Raw genomic sequence first — 18,534 nt, forward strand, 5'->3', positions numbered from 1 at the left:
ACGTCACAAGGACGGGGGAATGGCCGGGACGGCCAGGTACTGGGGGGCTCCGAGAACGAAGTCATATCAACCTGAAATCAATTGGGGACGTGATCCTACAATTGCAGCAGGGATTTCTAATAGTGCGAAACTATTTCAAATTCTGTATCTGAACTCGCCCGCCGAGAAACAAGCTGCCAGGGTAATTTCCTTCAATACCCTTACCTGCTCAGCCCTCAGACTCAGTCACCCTCTCCCTAAGGATGAACCTTCATGAGCCTGACGCTTTCAATGGCCGCCTTTGCCCTGGCGGCCTCCATCTCCCCTGGCCCGGTCAACATCGTTGCCTTGGGCAGCGGCGCCCGCTACGGCCTGCGCGCAAGCTTGCGGCACGTCACAGGCGCTACCGTGGGTTTCAGCCTGCTGCTGTTGCTGATCGGCCTGGGCTTGCACGAGCTGCTGCGCCATTGGCCTGGCATGACACAGGTGCTGCATGCTGGCGGCGTGGCGTTCTTGCTGTACATGGCCTGGAAACTGGCCAGCGACCGCGGCGAACTGGCGCCCGGCAACACGCAGGCGGCACCGTCGATGCTGGCCGGTGCCACCCTGCAGTGGCTCAACCCCAAGGCGTGGCTGGCCAGTGTGGCCGGCGTCGGCGCCTACGTGGGTGAAGGTGAAACCGCCCTGCTCTGGCAATTTGTCGGGATCTATTTTGTGATCTGCTACCTGTCGGTCGCCAGCTGGGCCTGGGCCGGCAGCCTGATCAGCCAGTACCTGGGCAATGCGCGCCGCGTGCGTGTGTTCAACCGAGTGCTGGCGGCGCTGTTGGTTGGCAGTGCGCTGTACCTGTTAGCGGGCTGACCGGTAGTGCCCCGGGGTCGCGGCCAGGTGGCGTTTGAAGGCACGCTGCAGATGGGCCTGGTCGGCAAATCCGGACTCCAGCGCCACCTCGGCGATCAGCGCGCCGCGACGCAGCCGTGCGCGTGCGTACTGCACCCGCTGATCCAGCAGGTAACCGTGTGGCGTAAGGCCGAAGTGCTGTTTGAACGCCCGGATCAGGTATGAAGTGGACAGCCCTGCGGCTTCGCTGATGTCTTCGAGCCGCAGTGGCAAGGTGCAGTGTTCTCGGATATAGGCTGCGGCGACCAATAAGCCCGGATTGACCCCGCGCACCGCCGGTACATCGCAGGGCAGGCGCTGGATCAACTCACTGAAGAAAATACAGGCTGCGGCGTGCTTGCTGGCCACACTGCACTGATCGTCCACCAGCAAGGCGTGCAGCTGGCACAGCGCCTGGTACAGGTAAGGCGAGCGACTGCTGAGTACGTCGAACGGCTGAAAGCCAAGGGCGTGTAGCCAGGGCAGGTCCACATACAGCATCAGGTACGACCAGGGCTCATCTTCGATCGGGTTGCAGTGATGCACCACACCTGGATTCATCAGCACGACCGTACCTGCGTCGATCTGCTGATGCTGGTCGCCACTGACATAGGTGCTGCGCCCAGCCGTGATCGCGCCGATGGAAAAACCCTCGTGCGAATGCGGTGCATAACAGACCGTACGCCCATCCGCGACACTGCGCGCCTCGATGAAAGGCAGTGCCGGGTCACGCCAGAACCGCGACTGGCTGCTCATCGCCATCAATCCTCAGCGTCGTGCACCACCACCAGCAATTGCGCCTGCTGCTCACCCAGCGAGCGCAGACGGTGTGGGGTCTGGGCGTTGAAATACAAGGCATCACCGCGCTCGAGAATCACCCGCTCGCTCATGAAGTCCACCTCCACCTGGCCTTCGTGGACGAACAGGAACTCCTCGCCCAGGTGCTCCTTGAACGTCGAATCACTGAAGTCGCGCGGCGGGCTGATGATGAACGGTAGCAGGCTGCGGCTGCCGATGTGGTTCGCCAATACGGCATACCCTGGCCCCTGGGCGCTGCCCGACAGCGCCTGACGCTCACCACTGCGTACCAGGCTGAAACGTGCCTGGCCCGGTGTGTCCTCGGCAAACAGCTCTTCGACATTGACCCCCAAAGCCCGCGCCAGCTTCAACGCGGCGGCAATCGAGGGGGTGTTGAGGCCGCGCTCAACCTTGGAGAGGTAGCTTTTGGTCATGCCGGACTTTTCGGCCAACACTTCCAAGGTGATCCCCAGTTTTTTTCTCAGCAATTTCAATCGGATAGACATGCGGTGCAATTTTCCCAGTGCCACGGGCAAGCTTTTTCTTGCTAATGACACATTGTGTCATTTATCCTTTTTTGTGTCATCCGCTTGACCGCCCCTCCACCTTCCAAGTAGCCGGGGCGGGCCAGCCTGACATTTCTCTTCACCATTGAGGATATCCCCATGGCCAAGACTCTGGCACTGCCCAAGGACCAACTGATTAAGCAGGCCCTTACACAGATGCAAGGCTCGCTTGCCGATAATACGTGGACTGCACGGGAAAAGCTGGCCCTGACCTGCCGAATTCTGTTCGACAACGGTCACGACTCCGGCCTGGCCGGGCAAATAAGTACCCGCGGGCCGCAACCGGGCACCTTTTACACGCAACAACTGGGGCTGGGTTTCGATGAAATTACCACCAGCAACCTACTGCTAGTCAATGAAGACCTTGAAGTGCTCGAAGGTCAGGGTATGCCCAACCCGGCCAATCGCTTTCACAGCTGGGTATACCGGGCGCGTCCGGATGTGAACTGCATCATTCACACCCATCCGACCCATGTCGCCGCCCTGTCGATGCTGGAAGTACCGCTGCAGGTGTCACACATGGACCTCTGCCCACTGTATGACGACTGCGCCTTTCTGCAGGCCTGGCCGGGCGTGCCGGTCGGTAACGAAGAAGGTGAAATCATCAGCGCCGCCCTGGGCGACAAGCGCGCCATCGTGCTCTCGCATCACGGCCAACTGTCGACCGGCGCCAGCATCGAAGAGGCTTGTGTCATCGCCCAATTGATCGAGCGTGCGGCCAAGCTGCAACTGCTGGCCATGGCTGCGGGTGAAATCAAGCCGATTGAACCGGCACTGGGCCGTGAAGCCCACGACTGGATCTCACGCCCGAAGCGCCACAGCGCCGCCTTCAACTACTATGCGCGCCAGTGCCTGCGGGTGCATGCCGACTGCCTGAGCTGATTGTTCGCCCTATTTGCCTTCCTTGCGGAGTACTTTTCATGAGCACTAAATTTCACGGCATCATCGGCTACACCATCACCCCGTTCAGCAGTGACGGTCAGCACCTTGACCTGCCAGCCCTGGGCCAATCCATCGATCGTCTGATTGCCGGTGGCGTGCATGCCATCGCACCGCTGGGCAGCACCGGTGAAGGCGCCTACCTGAGTGATCGGGAATGGGAACAGGCCACTGAATTCAGCCTCGCACACATCGCCGGGCGGGTACCTACCATTGTCAGTGTCTCGGACCTCACCACCGCCGGCGCCATCCGCCGCGCAGGCTTTGCCCAGGCCCATGGCGCCGACGCGGTGATGGTGTTGCCAACCGCCTACTGGAAGCTCAGCGAAGCGGAAATCTTCGAGCATTACCGGGCCATCGGTGCCAGCATCGACATCCCGATCATGCTCTACAACAACCCCGCCACCAGCGGCACCGACATGTCGGTGGAGCTGATCTTGCGCATCGTGCGTGAGGTGGAGAATGTCACCATGGTCAAGGAGAGTACCGGCGACATTCAACGCATGCATAAACTGCAACTGCTCGGCGAGGGCAAGGTGCCGTTCTACAACGGTTGCAACCCCCTGGCCCTGGAAGCGTTCATCGCCGGTGCCAGCGGTTGGTGCACGGCCGCGGCCAACCTGATTCCCGAGCTCAATCAGTCGCTGTACAAGGCCGTGGTGGCCAACGACCTGAAAACCGCCAAGGCCGTGTTCTACCGGCAGTTGCCGCTACTGGACTTCATCCTCAAGGCGGGCCTGCCGGCAACGGTCAAGGCGGGTCTGGGCATTTGTGGTTTGTCGGTGGGCGAGCCACGCCGACCGGTGTTCGCCCTGAATCAGGCCGGGACCGATCACCTGCGCACGCTGTTGCAAGAACTGCGCTGATTCCAGCCTGGGTACCAGCCGCCTGTTGCGCGGCTGGTTCTACACCACGGCCTATCCTTTCAATCTTCAATGCCCTACACGCCTGGGCGATCTCCCCGATAGTTCACCCGCGTGCAGGTTTCTAGCATCGCTTGGGCACTTCCCCGATAAATTTGGAGCAGTAGTCCATGATCAAGAAGATCAACACCCACGCACGTTGCACACTGGGTTTACTCGCCTCGGTGATGATTGCCAGCAGCGCGGTCGCCACGCCATTGACCCGCGATAACGGCGCCCCGGTCGGCGACGACCAGCACTCGCAAACCGCCGGCAGCAACGGCCCTACCCTGCTACAAGATGTACACCTGATCCAGAAACTGCAACGCTTCGACCGTGAGCGAATTCCTGAGCGCGTGGTACATGCCCGTGGCACCGGTGCCCACGGTGAGTTCATGGCCTCTGGCGACATCTCCGATCTGACCCTGGCCAAGGTATTCACACCCGGTCAGAAAACCCCGGTTTTTGTGCGTTTCTCCTCCGTCGTACACGGCACCCACTCGCCCGAAACCCTGCGTGATCCGCGCGGCTTCGCCACCCGTTTCTATACCGCCGACGGTAACTGGGACCTGGTCGGCAATAACTTCCCGACCTTCTTCATTCGCGACGCGATCAAGTTCCCGGACATGGTCCACGCGTTCAAGCCCGACCCTCGCTCCAACCTCGGCAACGATGCCAGGCGCTTCGACCTGTTTTCACACATGCCCGAGGCAACCCGTACGCTGACGCTGCTGTACTCCAATGAAGGTACGCCCAAGAGCTATCGGCACATGGATGGCAACAGCGTGCACGCCTACAAGTTCATCAACGCAGCGGGCGAAACGACCTATGTGAAGTTTCGCTGGAAAACCCTGCAAGGGCAGGAAAACCTCGACCCTGGTGCCGTGAGCAAAATCCAGGGACAAGACTTCAGCCACATGACCAACGACCTGGTGAGCGCTATCAATCGTGGCGATTACCCGAAGTGGGACCTGTACATTCAAACGCTAAAGCCGGAACAACTGGCCGCGATGGATTACGACCCATTGGACCCGACCAAGATCTGGCCTGATGTCCCCGAGCAGAAGATTGGCCAGATGGTGCTCAATCGCAATGTTGCCAACTTCTTCCAGGAGACCGAGCAGGTCGCCCTGGCCCCGTCCAGCCTGGTGCCCGGTATCGAACCGTCCGAAGACCGTCTGTTACAGGGGCGGCTGTTCGCCTATGCCGATACCCAGATGTACCGGGTCGGCGCCAATGCCCTGAACCTGCCGATCAACCAACCGCGGGTCAAGGTCAACAATGGCAATCAAGATGGTGCGCTCAACGGGCAACGCACGGTGGGCAGTACCAACTATGCGCCGAGCCGCCTGCAGCCCCGCGCCACCACCGAATCAGCGCGTTACAGCCAGTTGCCTGTACACGGAACCACCCAGCAGCAGCCTCTGCACCGTCAGCAGAACTTCAAGCAGGCAGGCGAACTGTTCCGTAGTTATGACCACAAAAACCGTCAGGACCTGATCAACAGCTTCGGGCAGTCGCTGCTCAGCAGCGACGACGAAAGCAAGCACATTATCCTGTCCTTCCTGTACAAAGCCGATGCCGACTACGGCAAAGGGGTCACCAAGGTCGCCAAAGGCGATCTGGCCAAAGTAAAGCAACTGGCCGCTCAGCTGCAGGATTGAGCTTCAGCGCTGGCGCAGCGCTGCCATTCGTAGCCGGTAGCTGCCCGGGCTTTCGCCGGTCCATTTCTTGAACGCGCGATGAAACGCACTGGGTTCCTGAAACCCGGTGCGTTCTGCAATCTCGGCAATGCTCATCTCCGTGGCGCGCAAGCACTCGAACGCGGTGGCGCGACGCACTTCGTCTTTGATCTGCTGATACGAGCGGCCTTCGCGCTCCAGTTGGCGGCGAAAACTGCTGGCGCTCAGGCCTTGGCGCTTGGCCATGGCCACCAGCGTTGGCCACTCACCCTGCTCGCGCTCGCGCAGGTAGCGGTACACCTGGGCTACCTGGCCATTCTGGTTGCGATAGCGAATGACCAACCATTGCGGCGCGCTGCGCAGGAAGGTTTTCAGCCCCGCCAGGTCCTGGATCACCGGCAGGCGCAGGTAATCGGCGGCAAATTCGATTTCACTCACCCCGGCGCCCAACTGCAGGTTGGGGCCCCAGAGCAGCGGGTCGTCGTCCTGTGCCGGACGCAGGTCGGTCAATGCCGTGCGGTCGATCACCAGACGCTGGCCAGCCAGCCAGCACAGCAGGCTGATCACCAGGGCCAGGAAGGTTTCTTCGGCATACACCCGGGTCAGTGGGTCGTCGATGCTGGCTTGCACGCTGATCACCGCCCGAGCGCCCTTGATCGACACGCTGCCGCGCAGGTCACGCAGGAACAGGGCAAAATTGCTCAGGCACTGGCGCAGCGCCTTGCCCAGCGTTGGCTCCTGAATCAGGCCGCGGCAGATCAGGGCGAAACTGCCAATCGGCATGCCATGGCTGTCCAGATTGAAGAACTCGTCATCCAGGGCCTGGATCAGAATCAGCCACAGGCGGGTGAAGGCCGTGGCCGGCACCCGTGCAGTGGGATCGTCGAGCACCTGCGGATCGATGCCGGCCTCGCGCAACAGCTCTGCCGCGCGCTGTGGCTGGTCGCGCAGCGCGTGCAACATGCTATGAACGAAGTAAACCGCGACTGTGTCGTTGTCCCGCATGGCGGATCTCGAAAAGGTGTGGCAAAAAATACCAGTTTCGCTGAACAGTTAAGGCATAGGCCTGGCTGAAGGCTTTGCCTAGACTCGATGGCAACCTGAACTGGCGTGGCGCGCATTCTCTCAGAGCCTGCCCCCACCCCGCCATGCTTTCGCTTACTGGAGTCGATCATGAGCACCCCGGAAATCTACGTAGTCAGCGCCGTCCGTTCGGCCATCGGCAGTTTTGGCGGCACCCTCAAGGACCTGCCACTGGCCGACCTGGCCAGCACCGTGACCCGCGCCGCCATCGAGCGTGCCGGCGTGGCACCTGAGCAGATTGGCCATGTGGTCATGGGTACCGTGATTCCTACCGAAGCCCGTGATGCCTACCTGGCGCGGGTGGCGGCAATGAACGCTGGCGTGCCAAAAGAAACCCCGGCCTTCAACGTCAACCGCCTCTGCGGTTCGGGCTTGCAAGCTATCGTTTCTGCCGCCCAGAGCCTGCTGCTCGGTGAAGCCGAGGCCGTGGTCGCCGCCGGTGCCGAATCCATGAGCCGTGGCCCTTACCTGCTGCCGCAAGCCCGTTGGGGTGCGCGTATGGGCGACCTCGCAGGCGTGGACTACATGCTCGGTGTGCTGCACGACCCGTTCGCCGGCTTCCACATGGGTATCACCGCCGAAAACGTAGCCGAGCGCAATGGCATCACCCGTCAGATGCAGGACGAAGTCGCCCTGACCAGCCAGCAGCGCGCCGCCCGTGCCATCGCCGAAGGCCGTTTCGCCAGCCAGATCGTCCCGATCGACATTCCGAGCCGCAAAGGCACTGTGCGCTTTGAAATCGACGAGCACGTGCGTGGCAACGTGACGATTGAGCAACTGAGCGGCATGAAAGCGGCGTTCAAGAAAGACGGTACCGTGACCGCCGGTAACGCCAGCGGCCTGAACGACGGCGCCGGCGCACTGGTGCTGGCCACCGGTGATTTCGTCAAACGCCACGGCCTCAAGCCGCTGGCACGCCTGGTGTCTTACGCCCATGCCGGTGTCGAGCCTGAGCTGATGGGCCTGGGCCCGGTTCCGGCAACCCGCAAAGCGCTGGCCAAAGCCGGTATTGAAGTCGCTGACCTGGACGTTATCGAATCCAACGAAGCCTTTGCCGCACAAGCGTGTGCAGTGTCTGCAGAGCTGGGCTTCGACCCGGAGAAGGTCAACCCGAACGGTTCCGGCATTTCCCTGGGCCATCCGGTCGGTGCCACCGGTGCGATCATCGCCACCAAGGCCATTCACGAACTGCAGCGTATTGAAGGCCGTTACGCGCTGGCCACCATGTGCATTGGTGGCGGTCAGGGCATCGCCGTGGTCTTCGAGCGCGTCTGAATCAAGGAGCTTGCAAGGTGAGTATTGAAAACATTGCGGTAATTGGCGCAGGCACCATGGGCAACGGTATTGCCCAGGTGTGTGCAGTGGCCGGTTACCAGGTGACCCTGATCGATGTGTCCGACGCCGCGCTGGAGCGCGGCCTGGCCACCCTGCGCAAAAACCTCGAGCGTCAGGTCAGCAAACAGACCCTGACGGCTGAAACCGCCGCGGCGGCCGTGGCACGTATCCGCACCAGCACCGACTACGCCCAGCTGCAACAGGCGCAATTGGTGATCGAGGCGGCTACCGAGAACCTCGAGCTGAAACTGCGCATCCTGCAGCAGATCGCTGCCAGCGTCAGCAGTGAGTGTGTGATTGCTACCAACACCTCGTCGCTGTCGATCACCCAACTGGGCGCAGCGGTCAGCCATCCTGAGCGGTTTATCGGCGTGCACTTCTTCAACCCCGTGCCGATGATGGCGCTGGTCGAGATCATCCGCGGCCTGCAAACCAACGACAGCACCTACGCCACGGCGTTGGCCCTGACCGAAAAAGTCGGCAAAACGCCGATCAGTGCCGGTAACCGTCCAGGTTTTGTGGTCAACCGTATCCTGGTGCCGATGATCAACGAAGCGATCTTCGTGCTCCAGGAAGGCCTGGCCAGCGCTGAAGACATCGACACCGGCATGCGCCTTGGCTGCAACCAGCCGATCGGCCCGCTGGCATTGGCTGACTTGATTGGCCTGGACACCCTGCTGGCGATCCTCGAAGCCTTCTACGAAGGCTACAACGACAGCAAATACCGCCCTGCTCCGCTGCTCAAGGAAATGGTTGCCGCCGGCTACCTGGGGCGCAAGAGCGGTCGTGGTTTCTTCACTTACTGAGGAACAAGCCCATGAACGCCGCTTTGCGCTGTGCGAACTTCGATGAGCGGCGTGACAGGGCCTTGGCGCTGTTTGCCGAGAAAGGTTTTGGCCAGGTGAGCATGCGCGAACTGGCCAGCCACCTGGGCCTGACCGCAGGGTCGTTGTATCACCATTTCCCCAGCAAGCAGGACCTGCTGTACGACTTGATCGAAGAGTTGTACGAAGAACTGCTTGCCACCCTCAATCAAGGGCGTCGTAGCCATCAGCAAACCCTGGCGCAGGTGATTGCTGCGCATTGGGCGCTGCATGCCGAGCGGCCGTTGCAATTTCGCCTGGCCGAACGCGATCAGTGCTGTCTGACGCCGGAGCAGCAGGCGCGTATCGGCGCGTTGCGCCAAGAATATGAAACCGCGTTGCTGCGCCATATCGCACCCAAGGCGACGTTGCGCGGCAAGGCGCTGACGGCGACCGCGCATGTCATTGCCAATTTGCTCAATAGCCTGCCCGCGTGGTTGCAGGCTTCACAGCTGCCTCAGGCACAAGGGCTGGCCTTGATGGAAAGCATGGTGCTCGGCGGCATAGAGCGGACTTTGCGGGGTGAAAGCCTCAACACCATGGTGTGAGTTCTTGGTAGGAGCGGGCTTGCCCCGCGATTGCGGTGTGTCAGCCACATTGCAATCGCGGGGCAAGCCCGCTCCTACCGTCAAATCGCATTGCGCGGCAAGCGCACCGTGAAGGTTGCGCCCTCGCCTTCAGCGCTGTGCACGTCAATGCGCCCGCCATGCGCCAACACGATCTGCTCCGAGATGTACAAGCCCAGCCCAAGCCCGGCATTGCCCTGGTTTGAGGCCACACGCTCGAACTGCTGAAAGATGCGCTGCTGGTTCTGGGCGCTGATTCCAATACCCTGGTCACGCACCTCGACACAAGCCAACCCCTGCGCCTCGAAGGCCCGCACCTGAATGGGCTTGTGTGCCCCGTAACGCAGGGCATTGGTCAGCAGGTTGGCCACTACCTGTTCGATCCGGAACTCATCCCAGACGCCCGACAACGACGCCTGCGCGTTGAAGGCAATCGTCGAACCCGCCGCTACAGCCTGCGCGCTGAAGTTCTCGACCAGGCCCGCCACCAGTTGCGTCAAGTCAAACGGGCTGGGTCGGATGGACAGTTTGCCGGTGCGTATACGCGATACATCAAGCATGTCTTCAATCAAGCGGATCAGGCTATTGATCTGACGTTCATCGCGATCAACCATCGCCTGCATCTTGTCGAGGGTAAAGGCTTCGGCATTGCCACGCGCCAGGTGCAGCTTGCGCAGTTGGGTCTCCAGAATCAGGCCGTTGAGCGGCGTACGGACTTCATGAGAGACAATCGACATGAAGTCATCACGCATGCGCACCGCATGTTCCAGCTCTCGTCGGGCGCACTGCAGCTGGGTCAGCAACTGTTCCTGTTCCTCGCGGCTGCGCTCCAGTGCTTCGAGTTGTTGACCCAGAGCTTTGCGCTGGCGGAACAGGTCGACAAACACCGCCACTTTGCTTTTCACCGCCTGGGTGTCCAGCGGCTTGTGCAGAAAATCCACCGCGCCGCTTTCATAGCCCTTGAAGGCATAGTTCATCTCGCGCCCGGCGGCGCTGACAAAAACGATGGGGATGTTCTTGGTCTTCTCCGTGCCGCGCATCAGTTCGGCCAGTTCGAAACCGTTCATGCCCGGCATCTGTACATCAAGGATCGCCAGCGCGAATTCGTGTTCGAGCAACAACGAAAGCGCCTGGTCTGCGGACTGCGCTTGATGCACTTCAACGTCGTTGCCCTTGATCAACGCTTCCAGCGCCAGCAGGTTTTCCGGCAAGTCGTCGACGATCAGCAGTTTCGCTTGGATATGACTTAGCATTGCGCAAGTTCCAGTGTGGCGAGCAATTGCCCGATGCCGCTCAACGGCAGTATGTAGTCAGGATGATGCAAGGCCAGCGCCGCCTGGGGCATGGTCGCGACCTGTGCCTCGTGCGGGTCTTGAACGATGGTGTAACCGCCCTGCTGCTTGATCTGCGCAAGCCCCCGGGCGCCATCCTCATTGGCACCGGTCAGCAGCACCCCGAGCAGCGCCGGGCCATAGGCATCGGCGGCGGAGGCAAACAGAAAGTCGATCGAAGGGCGGGAGAAATACACCCGTTCCTCCTGACTCAACGAGAAGCTGCGGTCGCGCTCCACTGACAGGTGGTAACCGGGGCCAGCGAAATAAATCATGCCGGCGGCCACCGGCTGCTTGTCCTGTGCCTCACACACCGGGCGCCCCAGCCTGCGGCTGAACACTTCTGCCAACTGGCTGTGGCGGTCGTCGGGCAGGTGCAGCACACACACCAGCGGCAGGTGATAATCCAGCGGCAAGGCATGGAACAGGCTGAGCAAGGCACTGACGCCACCGGCAGAGGCACCGAGCACAACCGCCTCTATGCCGTTCATGACTTGCGGTAGATCCGTTCGGGTTTGGCCTGGGCCTGGAAACGATCGGCATAGGCGGAGAAATCCAGGGTTTCCTTGCTGCCCAACAGCAAAAAGCCACGGTGGCACAGCGACTCATGAAACAGGCCAAAAGCACGGTCCTGCAGGCGCTTGTTGAAATAGATCAGCACATTGCGGCAGGAAATCAGCTGGGTTTCGGAAAACACACTGTCGGTGGCCAGGCTGTGGTCGGCAAAGGTCACGTTGTCGCGCAGGCTGCTGTCGAGAATCGCGTTGCCGTAGGCACAGGTGTAGTACTCACTGAAGTCACGCTGGCCGCCAGCCTTGCGGTAGTTCTGGGCATACTCGCGCATGCTCTGCATTGAATAGATGCCCTGCTTGGCCTTGTCCAGGGAACTGGGGTTGATGTCGGTGGCATAGATGATGGTACGTTCCAGCAACCCCTCCTCGCGCAGCAGGATGGCCATTGAGTAGACCTCCTCACCGGTGCTGCAGCCGGCAATCCAGACTTTCAGCGAAGGCCAGGTGTGCAATAGCGGCACCACGTCGCGGCGCAAGGCCAGAAAGTGCTCCGGGTCGCGAAACATCTCACTGACGGGAATGGTCAGGAACTGCAGCAGGTGCATGAACGCGCCGGGGTCGTGCAGTACCCGCTCCTGCAGCGCTGACACCGTGCTGCAGTCGAACTGGCGCACCGCATGCAGGATCCGGCGTTTGATCGAGGCACCGGAATAGTCACGAAAGTCGTAGCTGTACTTGAGGTAGATCGCCTCGATCAACAGCCCTATCTCGATGTCGGTGTTATGTTCGATAGTCAAATGCGCTCCAGTTGCGGTAGCCAGACACGGATCAGCGAAAACAAGCGGTCAAGGTCAATCGGCTTGGCCAGGTAGTCATTGGCGCCGGCCTGCAGGCAGCGCTGTTGATCGTCCTTCATGGCCTTGGCCGTGACGGCGATGATCGGCAACTTGCGCCAGCGCGGTTGTTCGCGAATCAGCCGTGTGGCCTCATAGCCATCCATCTCCGGCATCATCACGTCCATCAGCACCAAATCAATGTCCGAGTGTTGTTCCAGGCGCTCGATGGCCTCGCGCCCGTTGCGGGCGATCTCGACGATCGCGCCCTTGTGCTCCAGCGCACTGGTGAGGGCGAAGATGTTGCGTACGTCATCATCTACCAACAACAGCTTGCGCCCTTCGAAGACCTTGTCGCGACTGCGCGCAGTCTTGAGCATGCGCTGGCGCTCATGGGACAACGTCGATTCGACTTTGTGCAAAAACAGGGTCACTTCGTCGAGCAAGCGTTCCGGTGAGCGCGCGCCTTTGATAATGATCGAGCGCGAATACTTGAGCAGATCGGCTTCTTCATCGCGGGTCAGGTTGCGCCCGGTGTAGACGATTACCGGTGGGAAGGCACAAATGTCTTCGGTCGACATGCGCTTGAGCAGTTCGTTACCAAGCATATCGGGCAGCTTCAGGTCGATGATCATGCAGTCGTAGAGGTTCTCGCGCAGCAGGTCCAAGGCCTCCTGCGCCATGCCGACGGCGGTGATCTCGATGTCGTCGTCGCCAATCAGGCGGGCAATGCTCTCGCGCTGCAGGTCATCGTCCTCTACCAGCAGAATGTGTTTGAGCTTCTGGGTCAGTTTGGCTTCCAGACGGGCGAACACCGCCTTGAGCTCTTCCCGGCTGGTGGGTTTCACCGCATAGCCGACGGCGCCCATATGCATGGCCGCCTCCACCCGATCCTCCACCGAAATGATATGCACCGGAATATGGCGAGTGCTGGCTTGCTCCTTGAGCCGTTGCAGCACGGTCAGGCCGGAGTGATCCGGCAGGCGCATGTCGAGCAGGATCGCATCGGGTACAAATCGGGCCGCCAGTTCAAAACCCTCGTCAGCGGCTTGAGCCACCAGGCAGCTGTAACCAAGCTCATGCGCCAGGTCGAAGAGAATGCGGGCGAAATTAGGCTCGTCCTCCACCACCAGAATGCATCGGTTACTGAATGGCGCCAGCTCACGGTCGTCGGCAAATGCCGGTGCACTGCGTGGCAGCAGCGCGCTGGTGAGTGGTACTTGCGGCTCGGCGGCCAGCATCTGGGCCGGTGGATGACTGAGGCGCGGCGCGGCCTCCTGGTTGATGATCGGCTCGTAGCGTTCCGGCACAATCAGACTGAACACACTGCCCTTGCCCAGACTGCTGTCAACGCTGATCTGGCCACCGAGCAGTTGCGCCAGGTCGCGGGAAATCGACAAGCCCAGACCCGTACCGCCGTAGCGCCGGTTGCTGGTGCCATCGGCCTGATGGAAGGCTTCAAAAATGCTTTGCTGCTGGTCTGCTGCGATACCGATGCCACTGTCGCGCACGGCGAAGACCACCCCTGCTCCTGGCTGGTAACTGACGGTCAGGTTGACCTCACCTTTCTCGGTGAACTTCAGCGCATTGGACAGCAGGTTCTTGAGGATCTGCTCCAGCCGCTGGCGATCGGTGAACAGGCTGTGCGGCACCTGCGGTTCGATGACGATGCTGAAGTTCAGCTGCTTGTCGCTGGCCAGCGGCTCGAACAGCGCTTGCAGGCCCTCGCACAAGCCTGCCAACGGTGTATTTTGCGGGCGCACTTCAAGCTTGCCGGCCTCGACCTTGGCAATGTCGAGGATGTCATTGATCAGGTTAAGCAGATCGTTGCCCGCCGAGTAGATCGACTCGGCAAACTTGACCTGCTCATCACTGAGGTTTTCTTCGGTATTTTCTGCCAGCAACTTGGCCAGAATCAGTGAGCTGTTGAGCGGTGTGCGTAACTCGTGGGACATGTTGGCGAGGAATTCAGACTTGTATTTGCTCGAACGCTGCAGCTCTTCAGCCCGCGTCTGCAGCTCTGCCTGCGCGTGCTTCAATTCGCCGTTTTTCCGGTTCAGCGCGTCACGCTGCTCGGCCAGTTGCTCATTGGTTTGCTCAAGCTCGGCTTGCTGCGTCTCAAGATGGGCTTGCGACTCCTTGAGCACCCGCGACTGCTCTTCAAGCTCTTCGTTGGCGGTTTTCAGCTCTTCCTGTTGTACTTGCAACTCTTCGTTGAGCTGCTGGGTTTCGGCCAGCACTTGCTGCAGGCGTTGACGATAGCGGGCGCTCTCAATCGAGGTACCGAGGTTCTCGGCAACCAGCTCAAGCAGCTCGATGTCACGCTCAGTCACCGGGCGCAAAAAGCCCAGTTCGACCACACCGTTAATCTGTCCGTCATTGTTCGCCGGCATCACCAGCACGCTGCGCGGCAAACCCTCGCCAAGGCCTGAACTGACCTTGAAGTAGTCTGCCGGCACATCATCAAGGCGCAGCAAACGCCCCTGATTCACGGCCTGGGCGAGAATACCTTCCTGATGGCCGATCACCTGCTCACGCGCTTCTTGCTCTCGAGAGAAACCGTAGCACGCCACACGATGCAGTCCGCCATGCTCATCACGCACGTACAGTGCCGCCACCACGCTACCCAGGTAGTGGGCAAAAAACCGCAGGACATTGCTGCCCAGCATCGGCAGGGTCAGTTGGCCAATCACTTGTTCGGCCAACTGCGTCTGGCCGCTGCGCAACCAGGCTTGTTGTTCCAGGCGTTGGGCCGAGCGCTGCTGGGCTTGCAGATTGCTGGTAAAGCTCGACGACAACGCCAACAGATCGCGCCGGCCACGGTAAGCCAACAGCGCGCTGAGCAAGACAATAAAGGCCAGGTACACGGAAATCGCCCACACCGTCTGGGTACTGACCTGTTCGTTGCGCGCCACCCGGAACTGCTGCTCCATGCCGATGAACGCCTCGAACTCCTTGCGGATTTCATCGGTGATACGTTTGCCTCGCCCTTCTTGAATCGGTTCGCGGAAGTCACCGTCTTCGCGGCGCAGGCTGATCACCTGGTTGGCGAAGGTGTTCCATTCCTGCTGTAGCGCCATCAAACGCTCCAGACGCTCAACCTGTTGCGGGTTGTCAGTGACCATTTGCTGCAAGTTCATCAAGCCCGTCAGCGCCTGCGGCTTGGCCAGCTCGTAGGGTTCAAGAAAGCGTTCGTCACCGGTGATGAGAAAACCGCGCATACCGGTTTCCATATCGATCGACAGTTTCACCGCCTCGTTGGCGTTGTTGATCACCCGATCGGTATGTTCCACCCACTGGATGGCCGACAACAGGTAGTTGATCACCACCACGAACACCACAGCGCTGAGCAAGCCAACCCCAAGGGGCAGACCAATGTTGCGGCTCAGCAACTTGCGAAAACTTTGCTGATCGATTGAGGCTGGTTGAATCATCGCGAACGTCCGGGCAAGTGAATCAATCAAAAGAGTGTGGCGGATTATTCGAGTATTTGTTCTATATTCCGCTGACTGAAGGCGCTCCAAGCAGCCTTGCAGTCATGAGTCTAAACAGCTTTGGCGCAGCCAACAGGGCATTTAGCCAGTATTTGAGGCCTGAATGCCATAATCGTTCCCTACAGGTATTACAGACTGCCATTGGTAAAACACCCGGGGAACTTCAGGCAACGATCGGCTTACAGAGTAAGTACGCACACCAAAAAACAGGACCTTGAACATGCTTCCACCCAACGCGCCCCTTCTGGTTGTTGAAGATGACGCTATCGTGCGCATGTTGATCATCGATGTGCTGGAAACCTTGGGTTATGCAGTGATTGAAGCCGAGGATGGTGCAGCGGCGCTGAAGATCCTGAATGATCCCGGGCAACCACTGGCATTGATGATGACCGATATCGGTCTGCCTGACATGAACGGCCGGGCATTGGCGGCCAAAGCACGCGAAGCACGGCCCTTGTTGCCCGTACTGTTTGCCAGTGGCTACGCCGAAAACACCGAGGTGCCGGACGGCATGTACCTGATTGGCAAGCCGTTCAGCATTGATCAGTTGCGCGACAAAGTGCAGAGCATCTTGTCAGTAGGAGCGGGCTTGCCCCGCGATGGGGTGTAACGGATCAAGTGCATCGCGGGGCAAGCCCGCTCCTACAAAGGGCATTAGAACCGGGTAGAATGCGCCTTTTTTCCAAGGCCTTTTCCGCTCATGCTCACGCCCGCTCTCAACGTCCTGGTCATTGGTTACGTCTGGCCTGAACCACGCTCCTCGGCTGCCGGCGGGCACATGATGCAGATCCTCGAAAGCTTCGTGCAGCGCGGTTGGCGGGTCACTTTCAGCAGCCCGGCAATGGTCGGCGAACACAAGGCTGACCTTGCCGCGCTGGGGATTGCCGAGCAGGCCATTAGCCTCAACGACAGCAGCTTTGACCACTTTGTCAGCGCGCTGGCCCCGGATGTGGTGCTGTTCGACCGCTTCATGATGGAAGAGCAATTCGGCTGGCGCGTGGAAAAACACTGCCCCAACGCCTTGCGCGTACTGGAAACCTCCGACCTGCAAAGCCTGCGTGATGCCCGCCAGCAACTGCTGCGCCGACGCCTAATCGAAGGGCTCGACCCCAACGACTTCCGCGCCTTGTTCGCCACCTCCGGGCCCGAGCTGTATCGGCAGATGGCCACGGCTGACCTGACCCTGCGTGAGCTTGCGGCGATCTACCGCAGCGACCTGAGCTTGATGATCTCCGATGTCGAAATCGACCTGTTGATCAACGGCTTCGGCGTACCCGAGCACCTGTTGCACTGGTGCCCGTTGATGGTCGATGTGCCGACCACAGCGTACAAGCCTTACGAAGAGCGCGCGCATTTCCTCAGCATCGGCAATTTTCGCCATGCGCCCAACTGGGACGCTGTGCTGTGGATGAAGAACAGCCTGTGGCCGATGATCCGTCGGCGCCTGCCGCAGGCCCAGTTGCACATCTATGGCGCCTACACGCCGCCCAAAGCCACAGCGCTGCACAAGCCGGTGGAAGGCTTTCACATCATGAACTGGGCCGAAGACGCCCTGCAGGTGATGAGCGATGCGCGCATCTGCCTGGCTCCGCTGCGCTTCGGCGCTGGGATCAAGGGCAAGCTGACCGACGCCATGCTCTGCGGCACCCCGAGCGTGACCACACCGATTGGTGCCGAAGCCATGCACGGTGCCCTGCCCTGGCCTGGCGCCGTGAGCAGCACTGCTGAAGGACTGGCCGAGGCCGCCGCGCAGCTGTACAGCGACCCAGTGCGCTGGCAGCAGGCGCAGCAACAGGGACTTCAGCTGCTGGGCGCACGCTACGACCGCCGCCAACACAGCGCAGCGCTGGTCGAACGCATCGAATATGCCCTGGGCGACCTCGACCAGCACCGCCTGTTCAACTTCACCGGTGCGATGCTGCGTCACCATCAACACAAGAGCACGCAATACATGGCGCAGTGGATCGAGGCCAAGAACCGCCTGGCTATAGCGACCGACGCAGCAGATAAGTGTCCATGATCCAACCCTTGCGCAAGCGCGCCTGCTGGCGCTGCTCAAGGATCTGCTCACGTACCGCGTGCAAAGGCCCGGCGATGAGTATTTCATCCGCTGTGCCGAGGTAGGCACCCCAGTAAATCTGCAACTGTGGATCGTCCAGCGCGGCAAACGCGCACTGGCCATCGAGCATCACCACCAGGTTGTCGATCTTCACTTGCTCGGCCAGGCGCCGCCCCGGCAATACCGTCAAGGGCTCGCCAATGCGGTTCAGGGGAATCTTATGACGCGCGGCCAGGGCCTGGACGCTGCTGATGCCGGGGATCACCTCAAGCTCGATGGCAACGCCGCGGGCCTGCACGTGATCAAGGATGCGCAAGGTGCTGTCATACAGCGTCGGCTCGCCCCACAGCAGGAAGGCCCCGCTCTCGCCATCGGCCAGTTCGCTTTCAATCAACCGGGCGTACAGTGCGGCGCGTTGCTGGTGCCAGTCTTGCACTGCGCCCAGGTAATCGCTGGCGTCGGCATCGCGCTGCGGGTCCTCAACCTGCACCAGGCGGTAGTCCGTATGTGGGATGTAGCGTTCAAGGATGTCCTTGCGCATCTGCAGCAGCTCGTCCTTGGCCGCGCCCTTGTCGAGGACAAAGAACACCTGGGCACGTTTGAGTGCATCGACCGCCTCAAAGGTAATCTGGCGCGGATTGCCCGGCCCGATGCCAATCAACAACAGCTGTTTCATTGCATTTGATTCCCTGTCTTGGCCAGCCGCCATTGTC

General features: G+C 60.5%; 17 protein-coding genes. 9 read left to right on the plus strand and 8 right to left on the minus strand.

Translation table 11 applies throughout. The annotated features are described in order from the left end of the window. The first annotated feature begins 252 nt into the window (after nt 1-252). Entirely contained in the window at nt 253-840 is a 588-nt protein-coding gene (locus ACP6KB_RS14795; RefSeq protein ID WP_442107672.1) for a LysE family translocator, read from the plus strand. Here the strand turns inward: ACP6KB_RS14795 and ACP6KB_RS14800 are convergent. Then, complete coding sequence (locus ACP6KB_RS14800) at nt 829-1,614, minus strand: AraC family transcriptional regulator (RefSeq protein ID WP_442107674.1); 786 nt, start codon at nt 1,612-1,614, stop codon at nt 829-831. The two genes, ACP6KB_RS14795 and ACP6KB_RS14800, sit on opposite strands and share 12 nt — an antisense overlap. Before the next feature lie 5 nt (nt 1,615-1,619). Continuing rightward, nucleotides 1,620-2,162, minus strand: a complete 543-nt coding sequence (locus tag ACP6KB_RS14805) for a helix-turn-helix domain-containing protein (RefSeq protein ID WP_442107676.1) — start codon at nt 2,160-2,162, stop codon at nt 1,620-1,622. A 159-nt stretch (nt 2,163-2,321) separates the two neighbouring features. Here ACP6KB_RS14805 and ACP6KB_RS14810 point away from each other — a divergent pair, with 159 nt between their 5' ends. The 3 genes from ACP6KB_RS14810 (at nt 2,322) to ACP6KB_RS14820 (ending at nt 5,727) form a co-directional block, all read left to right on the plus strand. Beyond that, nucleotides 2,322-3,104 carry an aldolase gene (locus ACP6KB_RS14810; protein WP_442107678.1) on the plus strand — a complete coding sequence of 261 codons (783 nt, stop codon included), beginning with the start codon at nt 2,322-2,324 and terminating at the stop codon, nt 3,102-3,104. Between the two features lie 38 nt (nt 3,105-3,142). Further along, a complete protein-coding gene (locus tag ACP6KB_RS14815; protein ID WP_442107680.1) occupies nt 3,143-4,027 on the plus strand; it encodes a dihydrodipicolinate synthase family protein in 885 nt (294 codons plus the stop codon). Between the two features lie 224 nt (nt 4,028-4,251). Further along, the gene (locus ACP6KB_RS14820) at nt 4,252-5,727 is read left to right on the plus strand and encodes a catalase (protein ID WP_442114313.1); all 1,476 of its coding nucleotides are present in this window, start codon (nt 4,252-4,254) and stop codon (nt 5,725-5,727) included. Nucleotides 5,728-5,730: 3 nt separating this feature from the next. Here ACP6KB_RS14820 and ACP6KB_RS14825 read toward each other — a convergent pair whose 3' ends face one another. Then, the gene (locus tag ACP6KB_RS14825) at nt 5,731-6,750 is read right to left on the minus strand and encodes an AraC family transcriptional regulator (protein WP_442107682.1); all 1,020 of its coding nucleotides are present in this window, start codon (nt 6,748-6,750) and stop codon (nt 5,731-5,733) included. Nucleotides 6,751-6,918: 168 nt separating this feature from the next. Between ACP6KB_RS14825 and ACP6KB_RS14830 the strand changes: the two genes are divergently transcribed. Genes ACP6KB_RS14830 through ACP6KB_RS14840 form a run of 3 tightly spaced genes read left to right on the plus strand, consistent with a single transcriptional unit; the run spans nt 6,919 to nt 9,574 of the window. Continuing rightward, nucleotides 6,919-8,103: an acetyl-CoA C-acyltransferase family protein gene (locus ACP6KB_RS14830; protein WP_442107684.1), complete on the plus strand. Its 1,185-nt coding sequence runs from the start codon at nt 6,919-6,921 to the stop codon at nt 8,101-8,103. A gap of 17 nt (nt 8,104-8,120) precedes the next feature. Next, entirely contained in the window at nt 8,121-8,969 is an 849-nt protein-coding gene (locus ACP6KB_RS14835; RefSeq protein WP_442107686.1) for a 3-hydroxybutyryl-CoA dehydrogenase, read from the plus strand. Between the two features lie 11 nt (nt 8,970-8,980). Beyond that, the gene (locus ACP6KB_RS14840) at nt 8,981-9,574 is read left to right on the plus strand and encodes a TetR/AcrR family transcriptional regulator (RefSeq protein WP_442107688.1); all 594 of its coding nucleotides are present in this window, start codon (nt 8,981-8,983) and stop codon (nt 9,572-9,574) included. A gap of 80 nt (nt 9,575-9,654) precedes the next feature. Here the strand turns inward: ACP6KB_RS14840 and ACP6KB_RS14845 are convergent, their stop codons facing one another. From ACP6KB_RS14845 to ACP6KB_RS14860, 4 genes are read right to left on the minus strand one after another with little or no spacing between them, the layout of a single operon-like run. After that, on the minus strand, nt 9,655-10,845 hold the full coding sequence (locus ACP6KB_RS14845) for a hybrid sensor histidine kinase/response regulator (protein WP_442107690.1): 1,191 nt from the start codon (nt 10,843-10,845) through the stop codon (nt 9,655-9,657). Beyond that, complete coding sequence (locus ACP6KB_RS14850; protein WP_442107692.1) at nt 10,839-11,414, minus strand: chemotaxis protein CheB; 576 nt, start codon at nt 11,412-11,414, stop codon at nt 10,839-10,841. The genes ACP6KB_RS14845 and ACP6KB_RS14850 overlap by 7 nt, the downstream gene beginning before the upstream one ends. Beyond that, complete coding sequence (locus ACP6KB_RS14855) at nt 11,411-12,232, minus strand: CheR family methyltransferase (RefSeq protein ID WP_442107694.1); 822 nt, start codon at nt 12,230-12,232, stop codon at nt 11,411-11,413. The genes ACP6KB_RS14850 and ACP6KB_RS14855 overlap by 4 nt, the downstream gene beginning before the upstream one ends. Beyond that, nucleotides 12,229-15,702: a response regulator gene (locus ACP6KB_RS14860; RefSeq protein ID WP_442107696.1), complete on the minus strand. Its 3,474-nt coding sequence runs from the start codon at nt 15,700-15,702 to the stop codon at nt 12,229-12,231. Before ACP6KB_RS14860 ends, ACP6KB_RS14855 begins: the two co-directional genes overlap by 4 nt. Before the next feature lie 280 nt (nt 15,703-15,982). On the opposite strand from ACP6KB_RS14860, the gene ACP6KB_RS14865 reads away from it, so the two are divergent. Next, entirely contained in the window at nt 15,983-16,372 is a 390-nt protein-coding gene (locus tag ACP6KB_RS14865) for a response regulator (protein WP_442107698.1), read from the plus strand. Nucleotides 16,373-16,462: 90 nt separating this feature from the next. After that, entirely contained in the window at nt 16,463-17,782 is a 1,320-nt protein-coding gene (locus ACP6KB_RS14870; RefSeq protein WP_442107700.1) for a glycosyltransferase, read from the plus strand. Here the strand turns inward: ACP6KB_RS14870 and cobF are convergent. After that, the gene (gene cobF, locus ACP6KB_RS14875; RefSeq protein WP_442107702.1) at nt 17,748-18,497 is read right to left on the minus strand and encodes a precorrin-6A synthase (deacetylating); all 750 of its coding nucleotides are present in this window, start codon (nt 18,495-18,497) and stop codon (nt 17,748-17,750) included. The two genes, ACP6KB_RS14870 and cobF, sit on opposite strands and share 35 nt — an antisense overlap. Between the last annotated feature and the right edge of the window lie 37 nt (nt 18,498-18,534).

The sequence above is a fragment of the Pseudomonas sp. NUPR-001 genome (assembly GCF_052147955.1).
Lineage (GTDB): Bacteria > Pseudomonadota > Gammaproteobacteria > Pseudomonadales > Pseudomonadaceae > Aquipseudomonas.